Here is an 18,562-nt window from a genome sequence, read left to right as displayed (position 1 = left end):
CCCGCCGCCGTCAGCGCGCGACCTCCCAGCCCACAGGGCGCTTGGTGTCATCGCCTGTGCTGTACGTCACCACCGACGGCCGTATGCCGTTGGGCACCAGGAACACCTTGCACAGGGAGATCTTCGCCCCCACCGCGAAGTCATCCGGGTCCTTGCCCGGGCAGGCCGCCACCTCGGTGTCGCCGGTGATCAGCGGCTGGTCGTCCACGCCGCTTGTGTCCTCGAGGCCGGTGGGGGTGTTGAGGAAGGGGTAGTGGAGGGAGTTCTCGCCGATGTTCTCGAAGGTCATCGTGACGTAGTACGGCTGGGTGGTCCGTACGTCGGACGGCTCCGCGCCCGCCGTCCGCAGCTCGGCATGGGAGCCCTTGCGCACGCTCACCGCCGTGACCCGCAGGGCGCCGCGCATATGGTCCGAGCCGCGCTTGTAGGTGACCGACGTGGGCTCGCCGAGCCGGAGGGTCTTGCCGCCGTCGCTGTCGGCCGCCATGTCGGCACGGGTCGCGGGCTGCCGTCGGCCGGACGCGGCGGTGTCGTCCTCGCAGCCGGCGGTGGCGAGGGCGAGGACGGTGACGCCGAGGGCGCAGACGAGGGCGGTCCCGGATCGGGCGGCGGTGCGCGGCGGGCGGTTGGGCATGGACGGTCCCCCGGTGGTCGGTGATGGTCGAGCGGTGACGACGTCGAGCGAGCGGTGACTGCCGTAGTTGGAAACGCCGGTCACGGAGCGTCAGTTCACCCTCTCGGTTCCCGTTGTGGTGATCTTGCTGCCGCAGATCATCATGGGCGTGACAAAACCACTGGTCGAGGCTGTGATCAACTCGGGGCGAGAGCTTGAGACGAGGCTGTAGCAATACGCCCGGGGCAACTACCGTGATCCGCATGGACGATCCAGCAGTGGTGTCGGTGCGGCGGTTCTGGCAGGACCTCGGGCTGCCCGGACTCATCGATGTGCACACCCACTTCATGCCCCAGCGCGTACTGGACAAGGTCTGGGCCTTCTTCGACGCCGTCGAGCCCCGCTGGCACATCACCTACCGCGAGGAGGAGGACGAACGCCTCGCGGCGCTAAGGGAGTTCGGGGTGCGGGCCTTCACCTCGATGCTCTACCCCCACAAGCCCGACATGGCGCGCTGGCTGAACGGCTGGGCGGCCGATTTCGCCGTCCGTACGCCCGACTGTCTGCACACCGCGACCTTCTTCCCCGAACCCGGTGTGGAGGGGTACGTGCGCACGGCCCTCGAGGGCGGGGCGCGGGTGTTCAAGGCCCATGTGCAGGTGGGGGCGTACGACCCGGGCGACGCGCTGCTCGACCCGGTGTGGGGCATGCTCGCCGAGAGCGGGACGCCGGTCGTCATCCACTGCGGCTCGGGCCCGCACCCCGGCAAGTACACCGGACCGGAGCCGGTGGGGCGGGTGCTGGCCCGTCACCCTCGGCTGCGCCTGATCGTCGCGCATATGGGGCTGCCGGAGTACACGGACTTCCTGGGGCTGGCGGAGCGGTACGAGGAGGTCCACCTGGACACCACGATGGCCTTCACCGACTTCACCGAGCGCCAGTGGCCGTTTCCGCGGTCGGAGCAGGGACGGCTGGCCGCCCTCGGGGACAGGGTGCTGTTCGGGAGCGACTTCCCCAACATCCCGTACGGATACCGGCATGCGCTGGACGCGCTGACGCGGGTCGGGCAGGACGAGGAGTGGCTGCGCGGGGTGTGCTACGGGAACGCGGCGCGGCTGTTCGGGATATGACGGGGTGCGGCCGCTCCGGATGCCCCTGCTCCGGATGCGCCCGTTGTGGATGTGCCTGCTCTGGACGCGCCCGTTGTGGATGCGCCCGCTCCGGACGCGCCCGTTGCGGATAGCGCGCGGCCGCTCCGGATACGGGGCTCGCCCGGCGCGCGTCTGCGTCGGCGCCGGGCGAGGGGGCTGAGCCGACCGGTCAGCTCTTGTCCAGCGGCAGCGCCTCGGCCAGCGTGCGCCACTGCTCGCGGGGGAGCGCCTGGTCGTCGCTCACCACCTGGATCGCGAGGTGGTCCGCGCCCGCGGCCAGGAACTCGTCCACGCGCGCCCGGATCGTCTCCGCGTCGCCGAGGGCGTACATGGCGGAGAGGAGACGGTCGCTGCCGCCGTCCGCGAAGTCCGCGTCCTCGAAGCCCAGTCGCTTGAAGTTGTTGGTGTAGTTGGGCAGCGCCAGGTAGCGGCCGAGGTAGTCGCGTGCGGTGGCGTGGGCGCGGTCCAGGTCCGTGTCGAGGACGACCTTCAGCTCCGGCGCGAGCACGGCCTCCTTGCCGAGGACGTCACGGGCCTCGGCGGTGTGCTCCGGGGTGACGAGGTACGGATGCGCGCCGGCCGCGCGGTCACGGGACAGCTCGAGCATCTTGGGGCCCAGGGCGGCCAGCACCCGCTGGGCCGCGGGGACCGGGGTCGGGGCGGAGTCCAGCGCGGTCAGGTACTCCTTCATCGCCGTGTACGGGCGCTGGTAGCGCTCCCCGGCGAGCGCGCTGTGGCTCACGCCGAGGCCGAGGAGGAAGCGGCCGTCGTGGGCCGCGTTGAGCGCGGTGTGCCGCTCGGCGACGTAGGCCGCCTCGTGGTCCCAGATGCTCAGGATCCCGGTCGCGACGGTGATCCGGGAGGTGGCGTCCAGCAGGACTCCGGCCTGATCCGGGCTGGGGCTGCCACCGAGCCAGACGGCGCCGTACCCCAGCTCGTCCAGCTCGGCCACCGCCTCGCCGACCTGCTCCAATGGGGCGTAGTCCGTCTTCAGGGTCGCGGTCCAGATACCGATCTTGCCAAGTGCGGGACGAGAAGTCATACAGGGGGAAGCCGGGGAGCCCTTCCGGTTATTCCGTGGTCCCCACAGCTGTTCCGCGCCCCGGATCCGCTGTTGCGCCTCCCGGCCGGTCCCGTCCCCGCCGCCACAGGATTCTCAGGTAATTCACAGGCGGCCGAAAGGGACCTCTCAGGGCCCGCTCCGAGGGTGGAGGCCATGATGCCGACCTCGCCTCATGGGCGTACCGAGCTGCTGCGCCCCGACGGGAGCCCCGTTCGGGTGCTGGTTGTGGACGACGAGTCGGCGCTCGCCGACCTGCTGTCGATGGCCCTGCGCTACGAGGGGTGGGAGGTGCGCACCGCGGGCGACGGCGCCGAGGCGATCCGGATCAACCGTGAACTGCGCCCGGACGCGGTGGTCCTGGACATCATGCTGCCCGATATGGACGGGCTCGCGGTGCTGGGGCGGCTGCGCCGTGAACTGCCCGATGTCCCGGTGCTGTTCCTGACCGCGCGGGACGCGGTGGAGGACCGGATCGCGGGGCTGACGGCGGGTGGCGACGACTACGTCACCAAGCCGTTCAGCCTGGAGGAGGTCGTCGCCCGGCTGCGCGGACTGCTGCGCAGGTCGGGGGCGGCGGCCGCGCGCAGTGAGTCGGTGCTGGCCGTCGGCGATCTGATCCTGGACGAGGACAGCCATGAGGTGTCGCGCGGGGGACAGGAGATCCATCTCACCGCGACCGAGTTCGAGCTGCTGCGCTATCTCATGCGCAATCCGCGCCGGGTGCTCAGCAAGGCGCAGATCCTCGACCGGGTCTGGAGCTATGACTTCGGCGGCCAGGCCAACGTGGTCGAGCTCTACATCTCGTATCTGCGACGCAAGATCGACGCGGGGCGCAGCCCGATGATCCACACCCGGCGGGGCGCCGGGTATCTGATCAAGCCCGGGGAGTAGGGACCGTGGCGCACCCCCCGCCCCGGCCGCCCCGGGGCCCCGAGCCGGTCGGCGCCCACGGGGCGCCCGGCGTCCCCGGGACGCCCGATGCCCACGGGGTGCCTGGTGTCCCCGAGACGTTCGATGCCGCCGCGGCGCCCGATGCCGTCGCAGCGCCCGGCGCCTCCACGGTGTCCGGCGCGCCCCAGCCGCCCCCGGGCGCGGGAGCGGCGCGGGGGCGCGCGCACGCCCGGCGCGCCCAACGGGCGGGACGCGCTCAGCGGGCGGGGAGCGCGCAACGAGCCGGGACCGCCCAGCGGGCCGGAACCGCCCAGCGGGCGGCAACCGCTCAACGGGCCGGAACCGCCCAGCGGGCGGGGACCGCTCAGCGGGCCGGGCGCACTCAGCGGGCCGGGCGCCGTCCCTGGTCCCTGCGCACCCGCCTGGTCGTCTCGGCCGTCGCGCTGATCGCGGTGGTCTGCGCGGTGATCGGCACGGTCACCACCCTCGCCCTGCACTCGTACCTCCAGGGCCAGGTGGACGACGATCTGCGCGCGTCCGTCGGGCGGTTCCTGAACAAGCCGGGTCCGGCGGGCGGGCTCCCCCGGGACGATGTGCTCTTCGTCGCTTCGCCCGGTCAGCCCATCGGCACGGTCGGGGCGCGGTTCGGCCAGAACGGCGAGATCTTCCTGTCCGGCAAGAGCAATGACTCGCCCATGACGAACGAGGTCGACGCCGAGAGCCGGGTGGACCCCCTGACCAGCGGTCAGCAGAAGGCGATCGCCGCCGTCCCCCTGGACGGAGACGTGCACACCATCGATCTGCCCGGCCTCGGCGGCTATCGGGCCGTGGCCCAGTCGGACCACCGGGACGGCGGCATCATCCTCGCCTTCCCGCTCGACCAGACGCAGGAGACGGTCAACACCCTCATCCTCGTGGAGGTCTGTGTGGCCGCGGCCGGGCTGGTCGCGGCCGGGATCGCCGGGGCCGCGATGGTCGGCATCTCGCTGCGCCCGCTGCGCCGGGTGGCCGCGACCGCGACCCGGGTCTCCGAACTCCCCCTGCACAGCGGCGAGGTGGCGCTGCGCGAGCGCGTCCCGGCCTCGGAGGCCGATCCGCGCACCGAGGTCGGTCAGGTGGGCGCGGCGCTCAACCGCATGCTCGGCCATGTGGAGTCGGCGCTCGCGGCCCGCCAGGAGAGCGAGACGCGGGTGCGTCAGTTCGTCGCCGACGCCAGCCATGAGCTCCGTACGCCGCTCGCCTCGATCCGCGGCTACGCCGAGCTGACCCGGCGCGGCCGGGAGGAGATCGGGCCCGACACCCGGCATGCCCTCGGCCGGGTCGAGTCCGAGGCCGGGCGGATGACCGGGCTGGTCGAGGATCTGCTGCTGCTGGCCCGGCTGGACGCGGGACGGCCGCTGGAATGCGCGGAGGTCGATCTGTCCCCGCTGGTCGTGGACGCTGTCAGCGACGCGCGGGCGGTCGGCTCGGACCACGAGTGGCGGCTGGAGCTGCCCGATGAACCGGCGATCGTCCACGGCGACGACGCCCGGCTGCGCCAGGTGCTGGTCAACCTCCTCGCCAACGCGCGGACGCACACCCCGGCCGGCACCACGGTCACGGCGCGGGTGCTGTGGGGCGGGCCGCAGGCGTCGCCCTACCCCTCGCCGTACGCCCAGCCGTACGTCTCGCTGGAGATCGAGGACGACGGTCCGGGCATCCCGCCCGAGCTGCTGCCGCATGTCTTCGAGCGGTTCGCGCGCGGCGACGCCTCGCGCTCCCGCGCCGCGGGCAGCACGGGGCTCGGCCTGGCCATCGTGCACGCGGTCGTGGCCGCGCACGACGGGCAGGTGACGGTGGACAGCGTGCCCGGGCGCACCGTGTTCGGCGTCCACCTGCCCGTGCACCGGGTCGTTCACCAGGGCGTGACGGACTCACAGGCAGGCCACAGGCTGACCACACAGCCGTGACAGCGCGGCTCGCGACTGTCGACCCCATGCGAACCGACACCCCTCTCGGGGCTCCGCCCGAGACACCTCTCCAAACCTTGCCCGTGCGCGGGCCGGTGACGGTCGTGCGCGGCCGTCCGGTGCTGGACGTCGTCATCCCCGTCTACAACGAGGAAGCGGACCTCGAGCGGTGCGTACGACGGCTGCACGACCATCTGGCCCGCACCTTCCCGTACGGCTTCCGGATCACCATCGCCGACAACGCCAGCACGGACCGCACGCCCGACCTCGCGGCCTACCTGGACGAGAGCATCGAGGAGGTGACGGCGGTCCGGCTGGAGCAGAAGGGGCGAGGGCGGGCACTGCGCACCGTGTGGTCGCTGTCCGAGGCGCCCGTGCTCGCCTATATGGACGTCGATCTGTCCACGGACCTCAAGGCGCTGCTGCCGCTGGTGGCCCCGCTGATCTCCGGGCACTCCGACCTGGCCATCGGATCGCGGCTCTCCCGCAGCTCACGGGTGGTGCGCGGGCCCAAGCGGGAGTTCATCTCGCGGGCGTACAACCTGATCCTGCGCGGCAGCCTGGCCGCCCGCTTCTCCGACGCCCAGTGCGGATTCAAAGCGATCCGTAAGGACGTCGCGGAGCGGCTGCTGCCGCTGGTCGAGGACACCGGGTGGTTCTTCGACACCGAGATGCTGGTGCTGGCCGAGCGGGCCGGGCTGCGCATCCACGAGGTGCCGGTGGACTGGGTGGACGACCCCAACAGCACGGTCCACATCGTGCGAACGGCCACCGAGGACCTCAAGGGCGTGTGGCGGGTGGGGCGCGCGCTGGCCACCGGTGCGCTGCCGCTGGACCGGGTGCGCCGTCCGTTCGGCGACGATCCGCGCGACCGGGAACTGAGCGGGGTGCCGAGGGGGCTGGCCCGCCAGCTGGTCGGGTTCTGTGTGGTCGGCGCGCTGAGCACACTGGTCTATCTGCTGCTGTACTCCCTCTTCCGGATGGGCACGGGGCCGCAGGTGGCCAACGCGCTGGCGCTGCTGCTGTCGGCGCTCGGCAACACCGCGGCCAACCGGAGGCTCACCTTCGGCGTACGCGGCCGGGACCGTGCGATGCGCCATCAGGCCCAGGGGCTGGTCGTCTTCGGCATCGGCCTGGTGCTGACCAGCGGCTCCCTCGCCGCCCTGGACGCCGTCCCCGGCACCGCCTCGCACGGCACCGAACTGGCCGTGCTGATCGCGGCGAACCTCGCCGCCACCGTACTGCGCTTCCTGCTCTTCCGGGCCTGGGTCTTCCCGTCGGACAGCGGGGCCACGACCGACCACGACCCGAGGACCGATCGATGACCACCTACGACTACGGCACCCGTGAAGCCGGGCCGCCGCCGACCCCCGACGCCGCTCCCCGGCCGGGGCAGCGGGCGCCGGGCGGCTCGCGCCTGGTGCGGGCCTGGAGAGGACGGCCGGAGGACCCGCGCTGGGCGCGGCCCGCCCTGTGGGCCCTGCTGACCGCCACCACCGTGCTCTATCTGTGGAGCCTGGGCGCGTCCGGCTACGCCAACCAGTTCTACTCGGCCGCCGTGCAGGCGGGCGGCGAGAGCTGGAAGGCGTTCTTCTTCGGCTCCTCCGACGCCGCGAACTCCATCACCGTGGACAAGCCCCCGGCCGCGCTGTGGCCGATGGCCCTGTCGGTGCGGCTCTTCGGCCTCTCCTCCTGGGCGGTCCTCGTCCCCGAGGCGCTGATGGGCGTCGCGACGGTCGGGGTGCTGTACGCGGCCGTACGGCGCAGGTTCGGCGCGGCCGCCGGGCTTATCGCGGGCGCGGCGCTCGCGGTGACCCCGGTCGCGGCGCTGATGTTCCGCTTCAACAACCCCGACGCGCTGCTGTGCCTGCTGATGGTCTCGGCCGTCTACTGCGTGCTGCGCGCCCTGGAGGACGCGCGCACCAAGTGGCTGCTGCTGGCCGGGGTCTGCTTCGGCCTCGGCTTCCTCACCAAGACGCTTCAGGCGTGGCTGATCCTGCCGCCGCTCGCGGTGGTGTACGCGGTGTGCGCCCCGGCGAAGTTCGGCCGGCGGATCGGGCAGCTGCTGCTCGCGGGGCTCGCGATGGTGGTCTCCGGCGGCTGGTGGGTCGCGATCGTCGAGCTGTGGCCGGCGTCCTCGCGCCCGTACATCGGCGGTTCGCAGCACAACAGCTTCCTGGAGCTGACCTTCGGCTACAACGGTCTGGGCCGGATCAACGGCGATGAGACCGGGAGCGTCGGCGGCGGCGGTCCGGGCGGCCCGGGCGGCGGCGGTGGCGGCCGGTGGGGCGAGACCGGGATCGACCGGCTCTTCGGCTCCGACATGGGCGGTCAGATCGCCTGGCTGCTGCCCGCGGCGTTCATCCTGCTGGCGGCGGGGATCTGGCTGACCTGGCGGGCGAAGCGCACCGACACCCGGCGCGCGGCCTTCCTGGTGTGGGGCGGGTCGCTGCTGATGACGTTCGCCACCTTCAGCTTCATGTCCGGGATCTTCCACCAGTACTACAACATCGCCCTGGCGCCCTACATCGCGGCGCTCGTGGGCATGGGCGCGGCCCTGCTGTGGGAGCGGCGGAGCGAGGGCGGCCGGGCGGGGGCGGTGGCCTCGGCGGTGCTGGCCGTCACGGTCGCGGTCACCGCGTACATGTCGTACGTCCTGCTGGGGCGGTCGCCGGACTGGCACCCCTGGCTGCGCTGGGCGGTGCTGATCGGCGGGCTCGCGGCGGCGGCCGGGCTGCTGCTGACGGCGCGTCTGGGCCGGAGGGCGGCGCTGGCCGCGGCGGGCCTCGGCCTCGCGGCGGGGCTGGCCGGACCGGTCGCGTACACGCTCAACACGGTGGAAACCCCGAAGCACGGCTCCATCGTGACGGCCGGTCCGTCGGTGGCGGGCGGTATGGGCGGCCCCGGCGGCGGCTTCCCGGGCGGCGGCCGGGGCGGTCCGCCGGGGATGCAGAACGGACGCCAGGGCGCGGGCCAGCAGGGGCAGGGCCAGGGTCAGGGCAATCAGCAAGGTGGTCAGGGCCAGCAGGGCCAGGGCGGTCCGCAGGGCCTGCCGGGCGGCACCGGCGGCGGCACCGGCGGTGGCACCGGCGGCGCTCAGCCGGGTGGCGGCCAGAACGGCTTCCCCGGCGGTGGCTTCCCGGGCGGCGGCCAGTCCCCGCGGAACGGCACGGGCAACGCGCAGGGCGGTCAGGGGCAGAACGGCCGGCCGGGCATGCTGCCCGGCGGCGGCATGGGCGAGGGCGGTCGCCGTGGCGGCGGCATGGGCGGGCTGCTCGACGGCCAGCAGGTCGACGCCGAGGTGGAGGCCAAGCTGGCGAAGAACGCCGACGACTACACCTGGGCGGCCGCCGCGATCGGCTCCCAGAACGCCGCGAGCTACCAACTCGCCACCGAGAAGCCCGTGATGGCCATCGGCGGCTTCAACGGCAGCGACCCGTCCCCGACGCTCGCCCAGTTCAAGGAGTATGTGAAGCAGGGCAGGATCCACTACTTCATCTCCTCGGGCACCGGCATGGGCGGCGGACCGGGCGGCGGCCAGGGGACCTCGTCCCAGATCACCTCCTGGATCGAGTCCACCTACAAGAAGGTCACCGTGGGCAGCTCCACGCTCTATGACCTGACCCAGAAGGCGACCAGGACCGCGAAGTCCTCCGGCTGACGCCGGAGCCCTGTAGGGCACGGGCCGGTGGTCGCGGGTTCATCCCCGCGATCACCGGCCCGTACGCGTATGCGACGCGCGCACATAATTCGCTGTACGCCGTACAGCGACACTTGTACGGTGTAAGACCCAGTACGTCGCCATACACCGTAGAAGCCCCTGCCCCGCCTGGAGTCCCCATGACGGTCTCGACCGCCGACGCCGCCTCCGCGCCACCCGATCAGTCCCCGGGGGGCCATCCCCAGCGCTGGCTGATCCTCGCCGTGATCTGCCTCGCCCAGCTCACCGTGTTGCTGGACAACACGATCCTCAATGTGGCGGTCCCCTCCCTGGCCAGGGAGATGGATGCCCGCACGGCCGACATCCAGTGGATGATCAACGCCTATTCGCTGGTCCAGTCGGGGCTGCTGCTCACCGCGGGCAGCGCCGCCGACCGCTATGGCCGGAAGAAGCTGCTGGTCGCCGGGCTCGCGCTGTTCGGCATCGGCTCGTTCGCGGCGTCGATGGCGCAGGACCCCGGCCAGCTGATCGCCGCCCGCGCGGGCATGGGCATCGGCGGGGCGCTGCTGATGACCACGACGCTCGCGGTCGTGGTGCAGGTCTTCGACGAGGGCGAACGGGCCAAGGCCATCGGGCTGTGGGGTGCGGTCAGCTCGCTCGGCTTCGCCGCGGGGCCGCTGATCGGCGGCTCGCTGCTTGAGCACTTCTGGTGGGGCTCGATCTTCCTGATCAATATCCCGGTGGCGCTGCTCGGGCTGGTGGCCGTGGTCTGGCTGGTGCCGGAGTCGAAGGCGCCGACCAGCGACCGCCCCGATCTGCTCGGCGCGCTGCTGTCCACGGTCGGCATGACCGGCATCGTCTTCGCGATCATCTCCGGGCCGGAGCACGGCTGGACCTCCAGCCGGGTGCTGCTGTCGGCCTTCATCGGCGTCACCGTGATGACCGGTTTCGCGCTGTGGGAGCGTCATATCCCGTATCCGATGCTGGACATGCACTTCTTCCGCAACCGCCGGTTCGTGGGCGCGGTGGCGGGCGGCATCCTGGTGGCCTTCGGGATGGGCGGTTCGCTCTTCCTGCTCACCCAGCATCTCCAGTTCGTGCTCGGCTATGACGCGCTGGACGCGGGGCTGCGCACCGCGCCGCTCGCGCTGGTGATCGTCGCGCTCAACCTCACCGGTGTCGGGGCGCGGCTGCTGCCCAGGCTCGGGACCCCGGTGACCATCGTCGGCGGGATGGGGCTGCTCGCGGCCGGTCTCGCCGCCATCGCGACGCTCGGCGCGCATGGCTATGGCGGGATGCTCTTCGGGCTGGTGGTGATGGGGGCCGGTATCGCGCTGGCCATGCCCGCGATGGCGAACGCCATCATGTCGGCCATCCCGCCGGAGAAGGCGGGGGTGGGCGCGGGGGTCAACGGCACGCTCACCGAATGCGGCAACGGGCTCGGCGTCGCCGTCCTGGGCGCCGTGCTCAACTCCCGCTTCGGCTCGCTGCTGCCCGCCGTCGCCACCGGAGCGGGCTCGCTCCCGGCCGCCCTCGCCGCGGCCCGTACCCCCGAGGACCGCGAGGCCGTCGCGGACGCGTTCGCCTCGGGTGTGGAGACCAGCCAGCTGGTCGGCGCGGCGGCCGTGCTGGCGGGTGGAGTGCTGGCCGCGCTGCTGCTCAGCAGGGCCGAACGATCTTCACAGGAGGCCCCGGCGGCATAGCATCTTCAGGTAGTGAGGTGCCGCGTGCCCGGGCCCGGGACGTATGCGGCGCCAGCGCACCGGAGAAAGAGAGGCGCCGCCATGGCAACCGGCAGCCGCACCGCCCGCCCGCGGTCCAGCGTCTGGCTCTCCGAGCGCAAAACCACCAAGCGCAAGGGCGACCAGCAGCCCGTCGGGCTCGACCATCTGAAGATCGTCGCGGCGACGATGCGGCTGCTGGACGCCGAGGGCCTTTCGGGCTTCTCGATGCGACGGCTCGCGGCGGAGCTCGGGGTGACCGCCATGTCGGTCTACTGGTACGTGGAGACCAAGGACCATCTGCTCGAACTCGCCCTCGACGCGGCCATGGGCGAGATAGCGCTGCCCATCGAGGCCGTCGGCCCCGCCGAGGGGCTCGAGCACACCCCGGCCGAGCCGCGGGACTGGCGTGAGCAGCTGCGCCAGGTCGCCTCCGAGTACCGGCGGGTGCTGGTGCGCCATCCCTGGCTGTCGGCGCTGCTGGGGGAGTATCTCAACATCGGGCCCAACGCGGTGGTCTTCCAGAACGCCGCGCTGGCCGTGATGCGCAACAGCGGACTGCCGGACGACAGGATCACCAGCGGGCTGGCCCTCGTCTATCAGTTCGTCTACGGCTTCGGCACGATCGAGGGCCGCTTCGCCGCCCGCTGCCGGGCGTCGGGAGTCACCCAGGAGGAGCTGTTCCACGAGATGATGGGCACCGTCGAGGACCGTATGGAGTTCGACGAGGCGCGGAAGATCATGGAGGCTCGGGGCGGCGTCACGGTCCAGGAGATGCAGGACCGCGACTTCAGCTTCGCCCTGGACCTCGCGATCGCCGGTATCGAGGCACTGAGAGAGCGATAGCGCGCGGCGGCGGGCGGGCCGGGCGTCAGGCCGTGGGGAGCTCCTCGCCCTGCACCGCCTGTATGTCCAGCTCCACCCGCAGGGTCGTGCCGATCGCCGCGATGCCCGCGGCGACCACCTGGTTGTAGTTCATCGCGAAGTCCTCGCGGCGCAGCTCGGCGACGGCCCGGAAGGCCGCCCGCACCCCGCCCCAGGGGTCGGGGCCCGTGCCCAGGTACGTCAGGTCCAGATCCACGTCCCGGACCACGCCGTGCATCGACAGCTCGCCGTGGACCGTCCAGCGGTCGGCCCCGGCCGCGCTCAGATGCGTGCTCCGGTACGTCAGCTCCGGGAACTCCTCCACATTGAGGAAGTCGGGCGACTTCAGATGGCCGTCCCGCATGGCGTTTCCGGTGTCGATGCTGGCGGCCCGCATGACCGCCTCGACGCGCGACTTCTCGATGTCCTCGGCGACCTCGATCCGCCCGCTGAACTCCGTGAACCGGCCGTGGACGCTGGAGATCCCGAGGTGCTGGGCGACCGCGGCCACCGTCGAATGCGCCGGGTCGATCGTCCACGCCCCGGGCGGCGGAAGCTCCACCCCGCCCTGGCGCGCCAGCACCACCGTGCCCACGTCGGCCCGCCCGGAGGCCGTGACGATCGCCGTGGACGCGACCGGGGCGTAGCCGACCGCGGTGGCGATGATCGTGTACGGCCCCGGCGGCAGCGGCTCGTCGGTCCGCACGGCGCCGTCCGGGTCGGCCTGCGCGCGCAGCACCTGGGCGCCCGTCATATCGGTGACGGTCAGCACCGCGTGCTGGACCGCCCAGCCGTCGCGGGTGTGGATCCGGGCCCGCAGCCCCGCTCCCCCGCCTGCTCCTGCTCCTGTGGTCGTCATGCCGCGTTTCGCTCCCGCTCGGGTGTCGCCGTGTTGCTCGTCCTGCTCGGCGCGTTGCTCGTGTTGCTCGTCTTGCTCGTGTCGCTCATGTCGCCCGGCGCGCTGGTCGTGCGCGCCGTGCTGTTGTGCTGTCGTGCTGGTGGTACTCGTCGGGCTGGTGGTACTCGTCGTGTCCGTGCACCGGATCCGGGCGGCGGCGTCAGGCCGTCCCCTGCCTTCACTACACCGCCGCCGGGATCCGGGTTCCGGGTCCGGCCGAGAAATCCGCCGCCCGGCCGGGCCCGGGGCGCGTCTCCGCTCTTGCGCGCCCCGGGCCCGGGGTTCGGTCACTCGCCCGGGTGGGCGAGCTCCACATCGTGGCCGTCGACGCCGGGCCCGGAGACCGTCAGCGCCCCCGCGACCGGCGGGTAGCCGCTCGCGATGACCGTGTAGTCGCCCGCGTCCAGGTCGGTGAAGGCGTACGCGCCGTCCTCACCGGTGGTGGCGGTGGCGACCACGTTCCCGGCCGAGTCCACGAGGGTGACCCGCGCGTCGGGCAGCGGCCGCCGGTCGGCACCGGCCCGGACTATGCCCTGCACCCGGGCGCCGGCCTGGAGCGCTATCTCCACCCGGGTCAGCCCCTGGGCGCCCACCTCGACGGGCAGGGCCGCGGGCCGGTAGCCCGGCGCGTTCACCGCGACCGTGAAGGTCCCGGAGACCAGCTCCTCGAAGCCGAAGTCGCCCTGCTCACCGGTCTTCCCGGTGGCCAGCACCTCACCGCGGACATCGGTGACCACGACCATCGCCGCGTCCACCGGCCGGCCGTCGGCGGCGCCGCGCACGGTGCCCACCAGACCGCTGGTGGCCGCCAGGACGATGTCGAAGCCGAGCGGCTCGTCCCCGACCACGACCGTGGAGGCCTGCGGCTGGTGGCCGTCGGCCGCCGCGATCAGGACGTACGAGCCGGAGCCCGGCGCGTCCAGGGCGTACGAGCCGTCGGGGTGCGCCACCGAACGGCCCAGCTGCCGCCCGGCGAGCGAGATCAGCGTCACCGCGGCGCGGGCGACGGGGCCGCCCTCCGCGTTCCGCACGAAGCCGTGCACACCCTGCCGGGGCTGACGGTCCGTGCCGTCGCCCCCGGCGGAGGCGAAGGCCGCGAGGCGCTGCGGCGCGATGGCCGGCTGCGAGGCGGTGGCCGCGAGGGCACCGTCGGCGTCCGGCTCGTGCACCTCGGCGGCCGGGGCGCCCACGAGCGCCGGTTCGAGGTCGGCGACCTGCCCGGTGGCCGCCGTGGCCGCCACCGAGTCGGCCGGGGCCGTCGCGTCGGCGGCCGGGGCGTCCGAGGTGGCCGCGGCGGCCTGCTGGGAGCCGGAGTTGGTCTTCAGGGCGACCTCCTTGATGAACAGGGTCAGCAGCAGACCGAGGAACGCGGCCGGGGCGGCGAAGAGGAAGACGTCCGCGACACCGTGTCCGTAGGCGCTCTCCATGATCGTGCGCAGCGGTTCGGGCAGCGCCTTGACGTTGGGGATGCCACCGCCGCCGGTGCCGCCGTGGCCCAGCGCGGCGCCCTTGGGGCCGAGGTCGGCCAGGCCGTCCTTGACGTAGTGGGTGACGCGGTTGGCGAGCACCGCGCCGAGCGCCGAGACGCCCACCGCACCGCCCAGGGAGCGGAAGAAGGTGACGACGGCGCTGGCCGCGCCGAGGTCCTGCGGGGCCACCTGGTTCTGGGTGGCCAGCACCAGGTTCTGCATCATCATGCCGACGCCGAGGCCCATGAGCGCCATGTAGATCGCCATGTGCCAGTACGGGGTGTCGTACCGGATGGTGCCCAGCAGCCCGAGGCCCGCGGTCACCAGCACACCACCGATGACCAGCCATGCCTTCCAGCGACCGGTCTTGGTGATGACCTGACCGGAAACGGTCGAGGAGATAAACAGGCCACCGATCATCGGGATGGTCATGACGCCGGACATCGTGGGCGTCTCACCGCGCGCCAGCTGGAAGTACTGGCTGAAGAACACGGTGCCGGAGAACATCGCGATACCGACGAAGAGCGACGCCAGCGAGGCGAGAGTGATCGTCTTGTTGCGGAACAGCCGCAGCGGGATGATCGGCTCGCTCGCCTTGGACTCGATCAGCAGGAAGATCAGACCGAGCGCGATCGAACCGCCGACCATGGCGTAGGTCTGCCACGAGATCCAGTCGTACTTGTCGCCCGCGAAGGTGACCCAGATCAGCAGCAGCGAGACCGCGGCGCTGATGAAGAAGGCGCCGCCCCAGTCGACCTTGACGTCCCGCTTCACCACGGGGAGCTTCAGGGTCTTCTGAAGGACGATCAGCGCGATGACGGCGAACGGCACGCCGACGTAGAAGCACCAGCGCCAGCCCAGCCAGTCGGTGTCGGTGATCACGCCGCCCAGCAGCGGACCGCCGACGGTCGCGACGGCGAAGGTCGCGCCGAGGTAGCCGCTGTAACGGCCGCGCTCACGCGGGGAGATCATCGCCGCCATGACGACCTGGGCGAGGGCGGACAGACCGCCGACGCCGATGCCCTGCACCACCCGGCAGGCGATCAGCATGCCGGGGTTCTGCGACAGACCGGCCACCACGGAGCCGGCGACGTAGATCAGCAGGGCGATCTGGACCAGCAGCTTCTTGCTGAAGAGATCGGAGAGCTTGCCCCACAGCGGGGTGGCGGCGGTCATGGCCAGCAGGGTGGCGGTGACGACCCAGGTGTAGGCGGACTGGCCGCCGTGGAGATCGGAGATGATCTCGGGCAGCGCGTTGGAGACGATCGTCGACGACAGGATCGCGACGAACATCCCCAGCAGCAGCCCGGAGAGCGCCTCCATGATCTGCCGGTGGGTCATCGGCGCCGAGGAGCCCGCGTCGTGGCCCTGCTGGCCTCTGTGGCCTCCTCCGCCGTGCTTGGCGTGGGCGGGGTGCCCCGCGGGTCCCCGCACACCGCCGTCCGGTGTGGTCGTTGCCATGAAGTTCCTTAACGTTGCGAAGGTGTACGGGTGATGCTGGTCTCCGCCTGATGCGGCAGGGCCCGGGAACGGGTGTCCCCGAAACTCGACCGCAACCGGGCGAGAAGTTCGTTGAGGCGGTCGACGTCCTCGTCCGACCAGTCGCTCAGACAGCTGGCGAGCGCGTTCGTGTAGCGCTCGGAGACCTGACCGAGCAGGGCTCGACCGCTGGGGTTGATGCTCAGCAGCCGCGACCGCCGGTCGAGCGGGTCGGGCTTGCGGTCCACCCAGCCGCGGTTCGCGACATGCGCCACATGCCGGCTGGTCACCGACATGTCGATGTCGAGCAGTTCGGCGAGCCTGCCCATGCGCATCTCGCCGTAGCGGTCGAGGAGCATCAGGACGACGGCGGAGCCCGACGGGCAGTCGGCCGGCAGAGCGCGCCCGAGCCCGCGCTTGACGGTGCCGATGGCGCTGAGCTGCCGGGCCAGCTCCTCATAGTGGCGCTGCGTGGCCACGGCACCCCCAGTGGGATTGATCAGAAGGGTCGGTTGCTTAAGGCAACCATAGAAGAAGTTAGTTGCTACAGGCAAATGAAAGGGCGGTCTGGGCGGTAAATTGCCGTTAAAGAGTCGTCCTGGAGTCGGTCAAGCGGGGCGGCTGAGGTGCACGGGACTGCTGAGACCCGGGGGTGTCCCGGAATCCGCTCGTTCGCTAGGGTCGGGGCTCATGGCGAACAACCCCCAGAGCCCCAACGGGAACCAGGACCCGGCCGGCTCCACGCAGATGTTCCGCGCCTTCGTCGACGAGGGCGCTCGGCAGCCTCAGACGTCCACCGCATCGGGCGGCGGTTCGCGCGTCGGCCTGATCGTCGGTGTGGTCGCGGCGGTCGTGATCGTCGCGGCGGTGGCCTGGCTGGCGCTGGGCTGAGCTCGGGGCTGCCGGGTCGGCCTTACGGCTTCCAGCTGACCGAGACGTCCTGTGTCTCGATATGCATGCCCAGCGGCACCCGCCAGTCGTCCACGCACACCGTCCAGGTCTTCTCCTTCTTCTGGCCCGCGCCGATCGGCGCGGGCAGCTTTTCCTTGGACTCCAGCGTGGCCCAGTCGATGCCGAGCGCGTCGATCACATGCGTGCCGAAGGTGACGGTGCCCGAGGCGATCGGCGCTCCTCCGGTGTTGCGGAACTCGACCTTCACCTTCTCGCACCAGCGCTCATCGGTCGCCGTGCGCTCCGGCTTGCCGACCTTGAGGGCGGCCGGTCCGGTGGGCGTGGGGGTGCCGGAGGGGTCCGAGGAACCCGAGCCCGGGCCGGAGGGCGAGGGCTCGCCGGGTTCGCCGCCCTTGGGGCCGTCGTCGCCCTTGGGGCCGTCGTCCGTACGCCCCGGGGCCCCGGATCCGCCCTTCCCGCCGCCTGAGTCGCCCGAGCCGTCCGTGCGGCCGGGAGCCTTCGCGGACGCCGAGGGCGCCCTTGAGGCCGGTCCGTCCGTTCCGCCGTCCGTGCTGGCGGTGGGTCCGGCCGCGCCGCGATCGCGCTTCCCGTCCGTGCCGCCCTTACCGCCGCGATCGTCGTCCGTACCGCCCTCGTCCAGGGGCACCAGGTCGACGTCGCCCTTGGGCGGCACGGCGTTCGCGGTCGGCCGGCCGTCGGGTCCGGCTGCTCCGGCGGCCACATAGCCGTCGCCGCCACCGCCGCAGCCGCTGAGGAGTGCCCCCAGGCACAGCGCGGCCGCCGAGGAGGCGATTGCCGTGCCTCGGCGGCCCGTTGTCCGGCTCCATGCGTATCGCATCGGGCCAGTGTGGCTGACGACCCGTCAGGTGTACAGGGATCCGGCAGGGGGACCGGCCGGTGACGGCTCAGTCCGAGATCAAGCCCTCGCGCAGCTGGGCCAGGGTCCGGGTGAGCAGCCGGGAGACATGCATCTGGGAGATCCCGACCTCTTCGCCGATTTGCGACTGCGTCATATTGGCGAAGAAGCGCAGCATGATGATCTGGCGCTCGCGCGGCGGCAGTTTGGCCAGCAGGGGCTTGAGCGACTCGCGGTACTCCACGCCCTCCAGCGCGCTGTCCTCGTACCCCAGCCGGTCGGCGAGCGACCCCTCGCCGCCATCGTCCTCGGGGGACGGGGAGTCCAGCGAGCTGGCCGTGTAGGCATTGCCCACCGCGAGCCCGTCGACCACGTCCTCCTCGGAGACGCCCAGCGCCGTGGCGAGCTCCGTGACGGTCGGGGAGCGGTCGAGCTTCTGGGACAGCTCGTCACTGGCCTTGGTGAGGGCCAGGCGCAGCTCCTGGAGTCGCCGCGGGACCCGCACCGACCAGCTGGTGTCGCGGAAGAACCGCTTGATCTCGCCCACGACGGTCGGCATGGCGAACGTCGGGAACTCCACGCCGCGTTCGCAGTCGAAGCGGTCGATCGCCTTGATCAGGCCGATGGTGCCGACCTGGACGATGTCCTCCATCGGCTCGTTACGGCTGCGGAACCGGGCCGCCGCGTAGCGGACGAGCGGGAGGTTCAGCTCGATGAGGGTGTCACGGACATAGCCGGCCTCCGCACTGTCCTTGTCGAGTGTGGCGAGCCGCAGGAAGAGGGAGCGGGAGAGGGTGCGGGTGTCGATGGCGTCGCAGTCGTCAGGCATGAGCGGTGCGTCGTTGTTGAGCACCTTCGAGCTGCCCAGTTCTACGGACATGCCACCCCCTAGAGGTCGCGGACGGATCCCAGCTGCGCGGTTCGCGTCCGACGCAGCCTCCCCCTGAATACCGGAGGTCGGGCCGCGGCAAACGCGGTTCACGCAGAATGTCACATGTCGGCAACACGCTGTAGCGCCATGTCGACATTACAGCC

General features: G+C 71.9%; 15 protein-coding genes. 8 read left to right on the top strand and 7 right to left on the bottom strand.

What is annotated here, in order from left to right; all coding sequences use genetic code 11:
• Positions 1 to 10: 10 nt before the first annotated feature.
• Positions 11 to 634 (bottom strand): hypothetical protein, encoded by a 624-nt coding sequence (locus ACT2CW_RS02780; RefSeq protein WP_445515360.1) that lies wholly within the window; start codon positions 632 to 634, stop codon positions 11 to 13.
• 242 nt (positions 635 to 876) lie between these two features.
• Here ACT2CW_RS02780 and ACT2CW_RS02775 point away from each other — a divergent pair, with 242 nt between their 5' ends.
• A complete protein-coding gene (locus ACT2CW_RS02775) occupies positions 877 to 1,743 on the top strand; it encodes an amidohydrolase family protein (RefSeq protein WP_445515359.1) in 867 nt (288 codons plus the stop codon).
• A 190-nt stretch (positions 1,744 to 1,933) separates the two neighbouring features.
• Here the strand turns inward: ACT2CW_RS02775 and ACT2CW_RS02770 are convergent, their stop codons facing one another.
• Positions 1,934 to 2,806, bottom strand: a complete 873-nt coding sequence (locus ACT2CW_RS02770) for an LLM class F420-dependent oxidoreductase (RefSeq protein WP_445515358.1) — start codon at positions 2,804 to 2,806, stop codon at positions 1,934 to 1,936.
• Positions 2,807 to 2,980: 174 nt separating this feature from the next.
• Between ACT2CW_RS02770 and ACT2CW_RS02765 the strand changes: the two genes are divergently transcribed.
• From ACT2CW_RS02765 to ACT2CW_RS02740, 6 genes are all read left to right on the top strand, one after another.
• Positions 2,981 to 3,718, top strand: a complete 738-nt coding sequence (locus ACT2CW_RS02765; protein ID WP_164427250.1) for a response regulator transcription factor — start codon at positions 2,981 to 2,983, stop codon at positions 3,716 to 3,718.
• Between the two features lie 410 nt (positions 3,719 to 4,128).
• The gene (locus ACT2CW_RS02760) at positions 4,129 to 5,667 is read left to right on the top strand and encodes a sensor histidine kinase (protein ID WP_445515674.1); all 1,539 of its coding nucleotides are present in this window, start codon (positions 4,129 to 4,131) and stop codon (positions 5,665 to 5,667) included.
• A 26-nt stretch (positions 5,668 to 5,693) separates the two neighbouring features.
• On the top strand, positions 5,694 to 6,992 hold the full coding sequence (locus ACT2CW_RS02755) for a bifunctional glycosyltransferase family 2/GtrA family protein (RefSeq protein WP_037956742.1): 1,299 nt from the start codon (positions 5,694 to 5,696) through the stop codon (positions 6,990 to 6,992).
• Positions 6,989 to 9,328, top strand: coding sequence for a glycosyltransferase family 39 protein (locus ACT2CW_RS02750; RefSeq protein ID WP_445515357.1), 2,340 nt, complete (start codon positions 6,989 to 6,991; stop codon positions 9,326 to 9,328). Before ACT2CW_RS02755 ends, ACT2CW_RS02750 begins: the two co-directional genes overlap by 4 nt.
• A 179-nt stretch (positions 9,329 to 9,507) precedes the next feature.
• Positions 9,508 to 11,031, top strand: a complete 1,524-nt coding sequence (locus ACT2CW_RS02745) for an MFS transporter (protein ID WP_164427244.1) — start codon at positions 9,508 to 9,510, stop codon at positions 11,029 to 11,031.
• 81 nt (positions 11,032 to 11,112) lie between these two features.
• Positions 11,113 to 11,895, top strand: coding sequence for a TetR/AcrR family transcriptional regulator (locus tag ACT2CW_RS02740; RefSeq protein WP_164427242.1), 783 nt, complete (start codon positions 11,113 to 11,115; stop codon positions 11,893 to 11,895).
• A gap of 25 nt (positions 11,896 to 11,920) precedes the next feature.
• Here ACT2CW_RS02740 and ACT2CW_RS02735 read toward each other — a convergent pair whose 3' ends face one another.
• The 3 genes from ACT2CW_RS02735 to ACT2CW_RS02725 form a co-directional block, all read right to left on the bottom strand.
• Entirely contained in the window at positions 11,921 to 12,772 is an 852-nt protein-coding gene (locus ACT2CW_RS02735) for a YceI family protein (RefSeq protein WP_164427240.1), read from the bottom strand.
• 326 nt (positions 12,773 to 13,098) lie between these two features.
• Positions 13,099 to 15,741, bottom strand: coding sequence for an MFS transporter (locus ACT2CW_RS02730; protein WP_445515356.1), 2,643 nt, complete (start codon positions 15,739 to 15,741; stop codon positions 13,099 to 13,101).
• Between the two features lie 8 nt (positions 15,742 to 15,749).
• Positions 15,750 to 16,238 (bottom strand): MarR family winged helix-turn-helix transcriptional regulator, encoded by a 489-nt coding sequence (locus ACT2CW_RS02725; RefSeq protein WP_037956757.1) that lies wholly within the window; start codon positions 16,236 to 16,238, stop codon positions 15,750 to 15,752.
• Between the two features lie 211 nt (positions 16,239 to 16,449).
• On the opposite strand from ACT2CW_RS02725, the gene ACT2CW_RS02720 reads away from it, so the two are divergent.
• On the top strand, positions 16,450 to 16,650 hold the full coding sequence (locus ACT2CW_RS02720) for a hypothetical protein (protein ID WP_445515355.1): 201 nt from the start codon (positions 16,450 to 16,452) through the stop codon (positions 16,648 to 16,650).
• Between the two features lie 22 nt (positions 16,651 to 16,672).
• Here the strand turns inward: ACT2CW_RS02720 and ACT2CW_RS02715 are convergent, their stop codons facing one another.
• Together ACT2CW_RS02715 and ACT2CW_RS02710 are read right to left on the bottom strand one after the other, a co-directional pair.
• Positions 16,673 to 17,509 carry a hypothetical protein gene (locus ACT2CW_RS02715; protein WP_445515354.1) on the bottom strand — a complete coding sequence of 279 codons (837 nt, stop codon included), beginning with the start codon at positions 17,507 to 17,509 and terminating at the stop codon, positions 16,673 to 16,675.
• A 67-nt stretch (positions 17,510 to 17,576) separates the two neighbouring features.
• Entirely contained in the window at positions 17,577 to 18,407 is an 831-nt protein-coding gene (locus ACT2CW_RS02710) for an RNA polymerase sigma factor SigF (RefSeq protein WP_020870119.1), read from the bottom strand.
• Positions 18,408 to 18,562: the final 155 nt, after the last annotated feature.

Source organism: Streptomyces sp. NEAU-174 (genome assembly GCF_052665095.1).
This window is presented reverse-complemented; position numbering and strand designations above follow the sequence as displayed.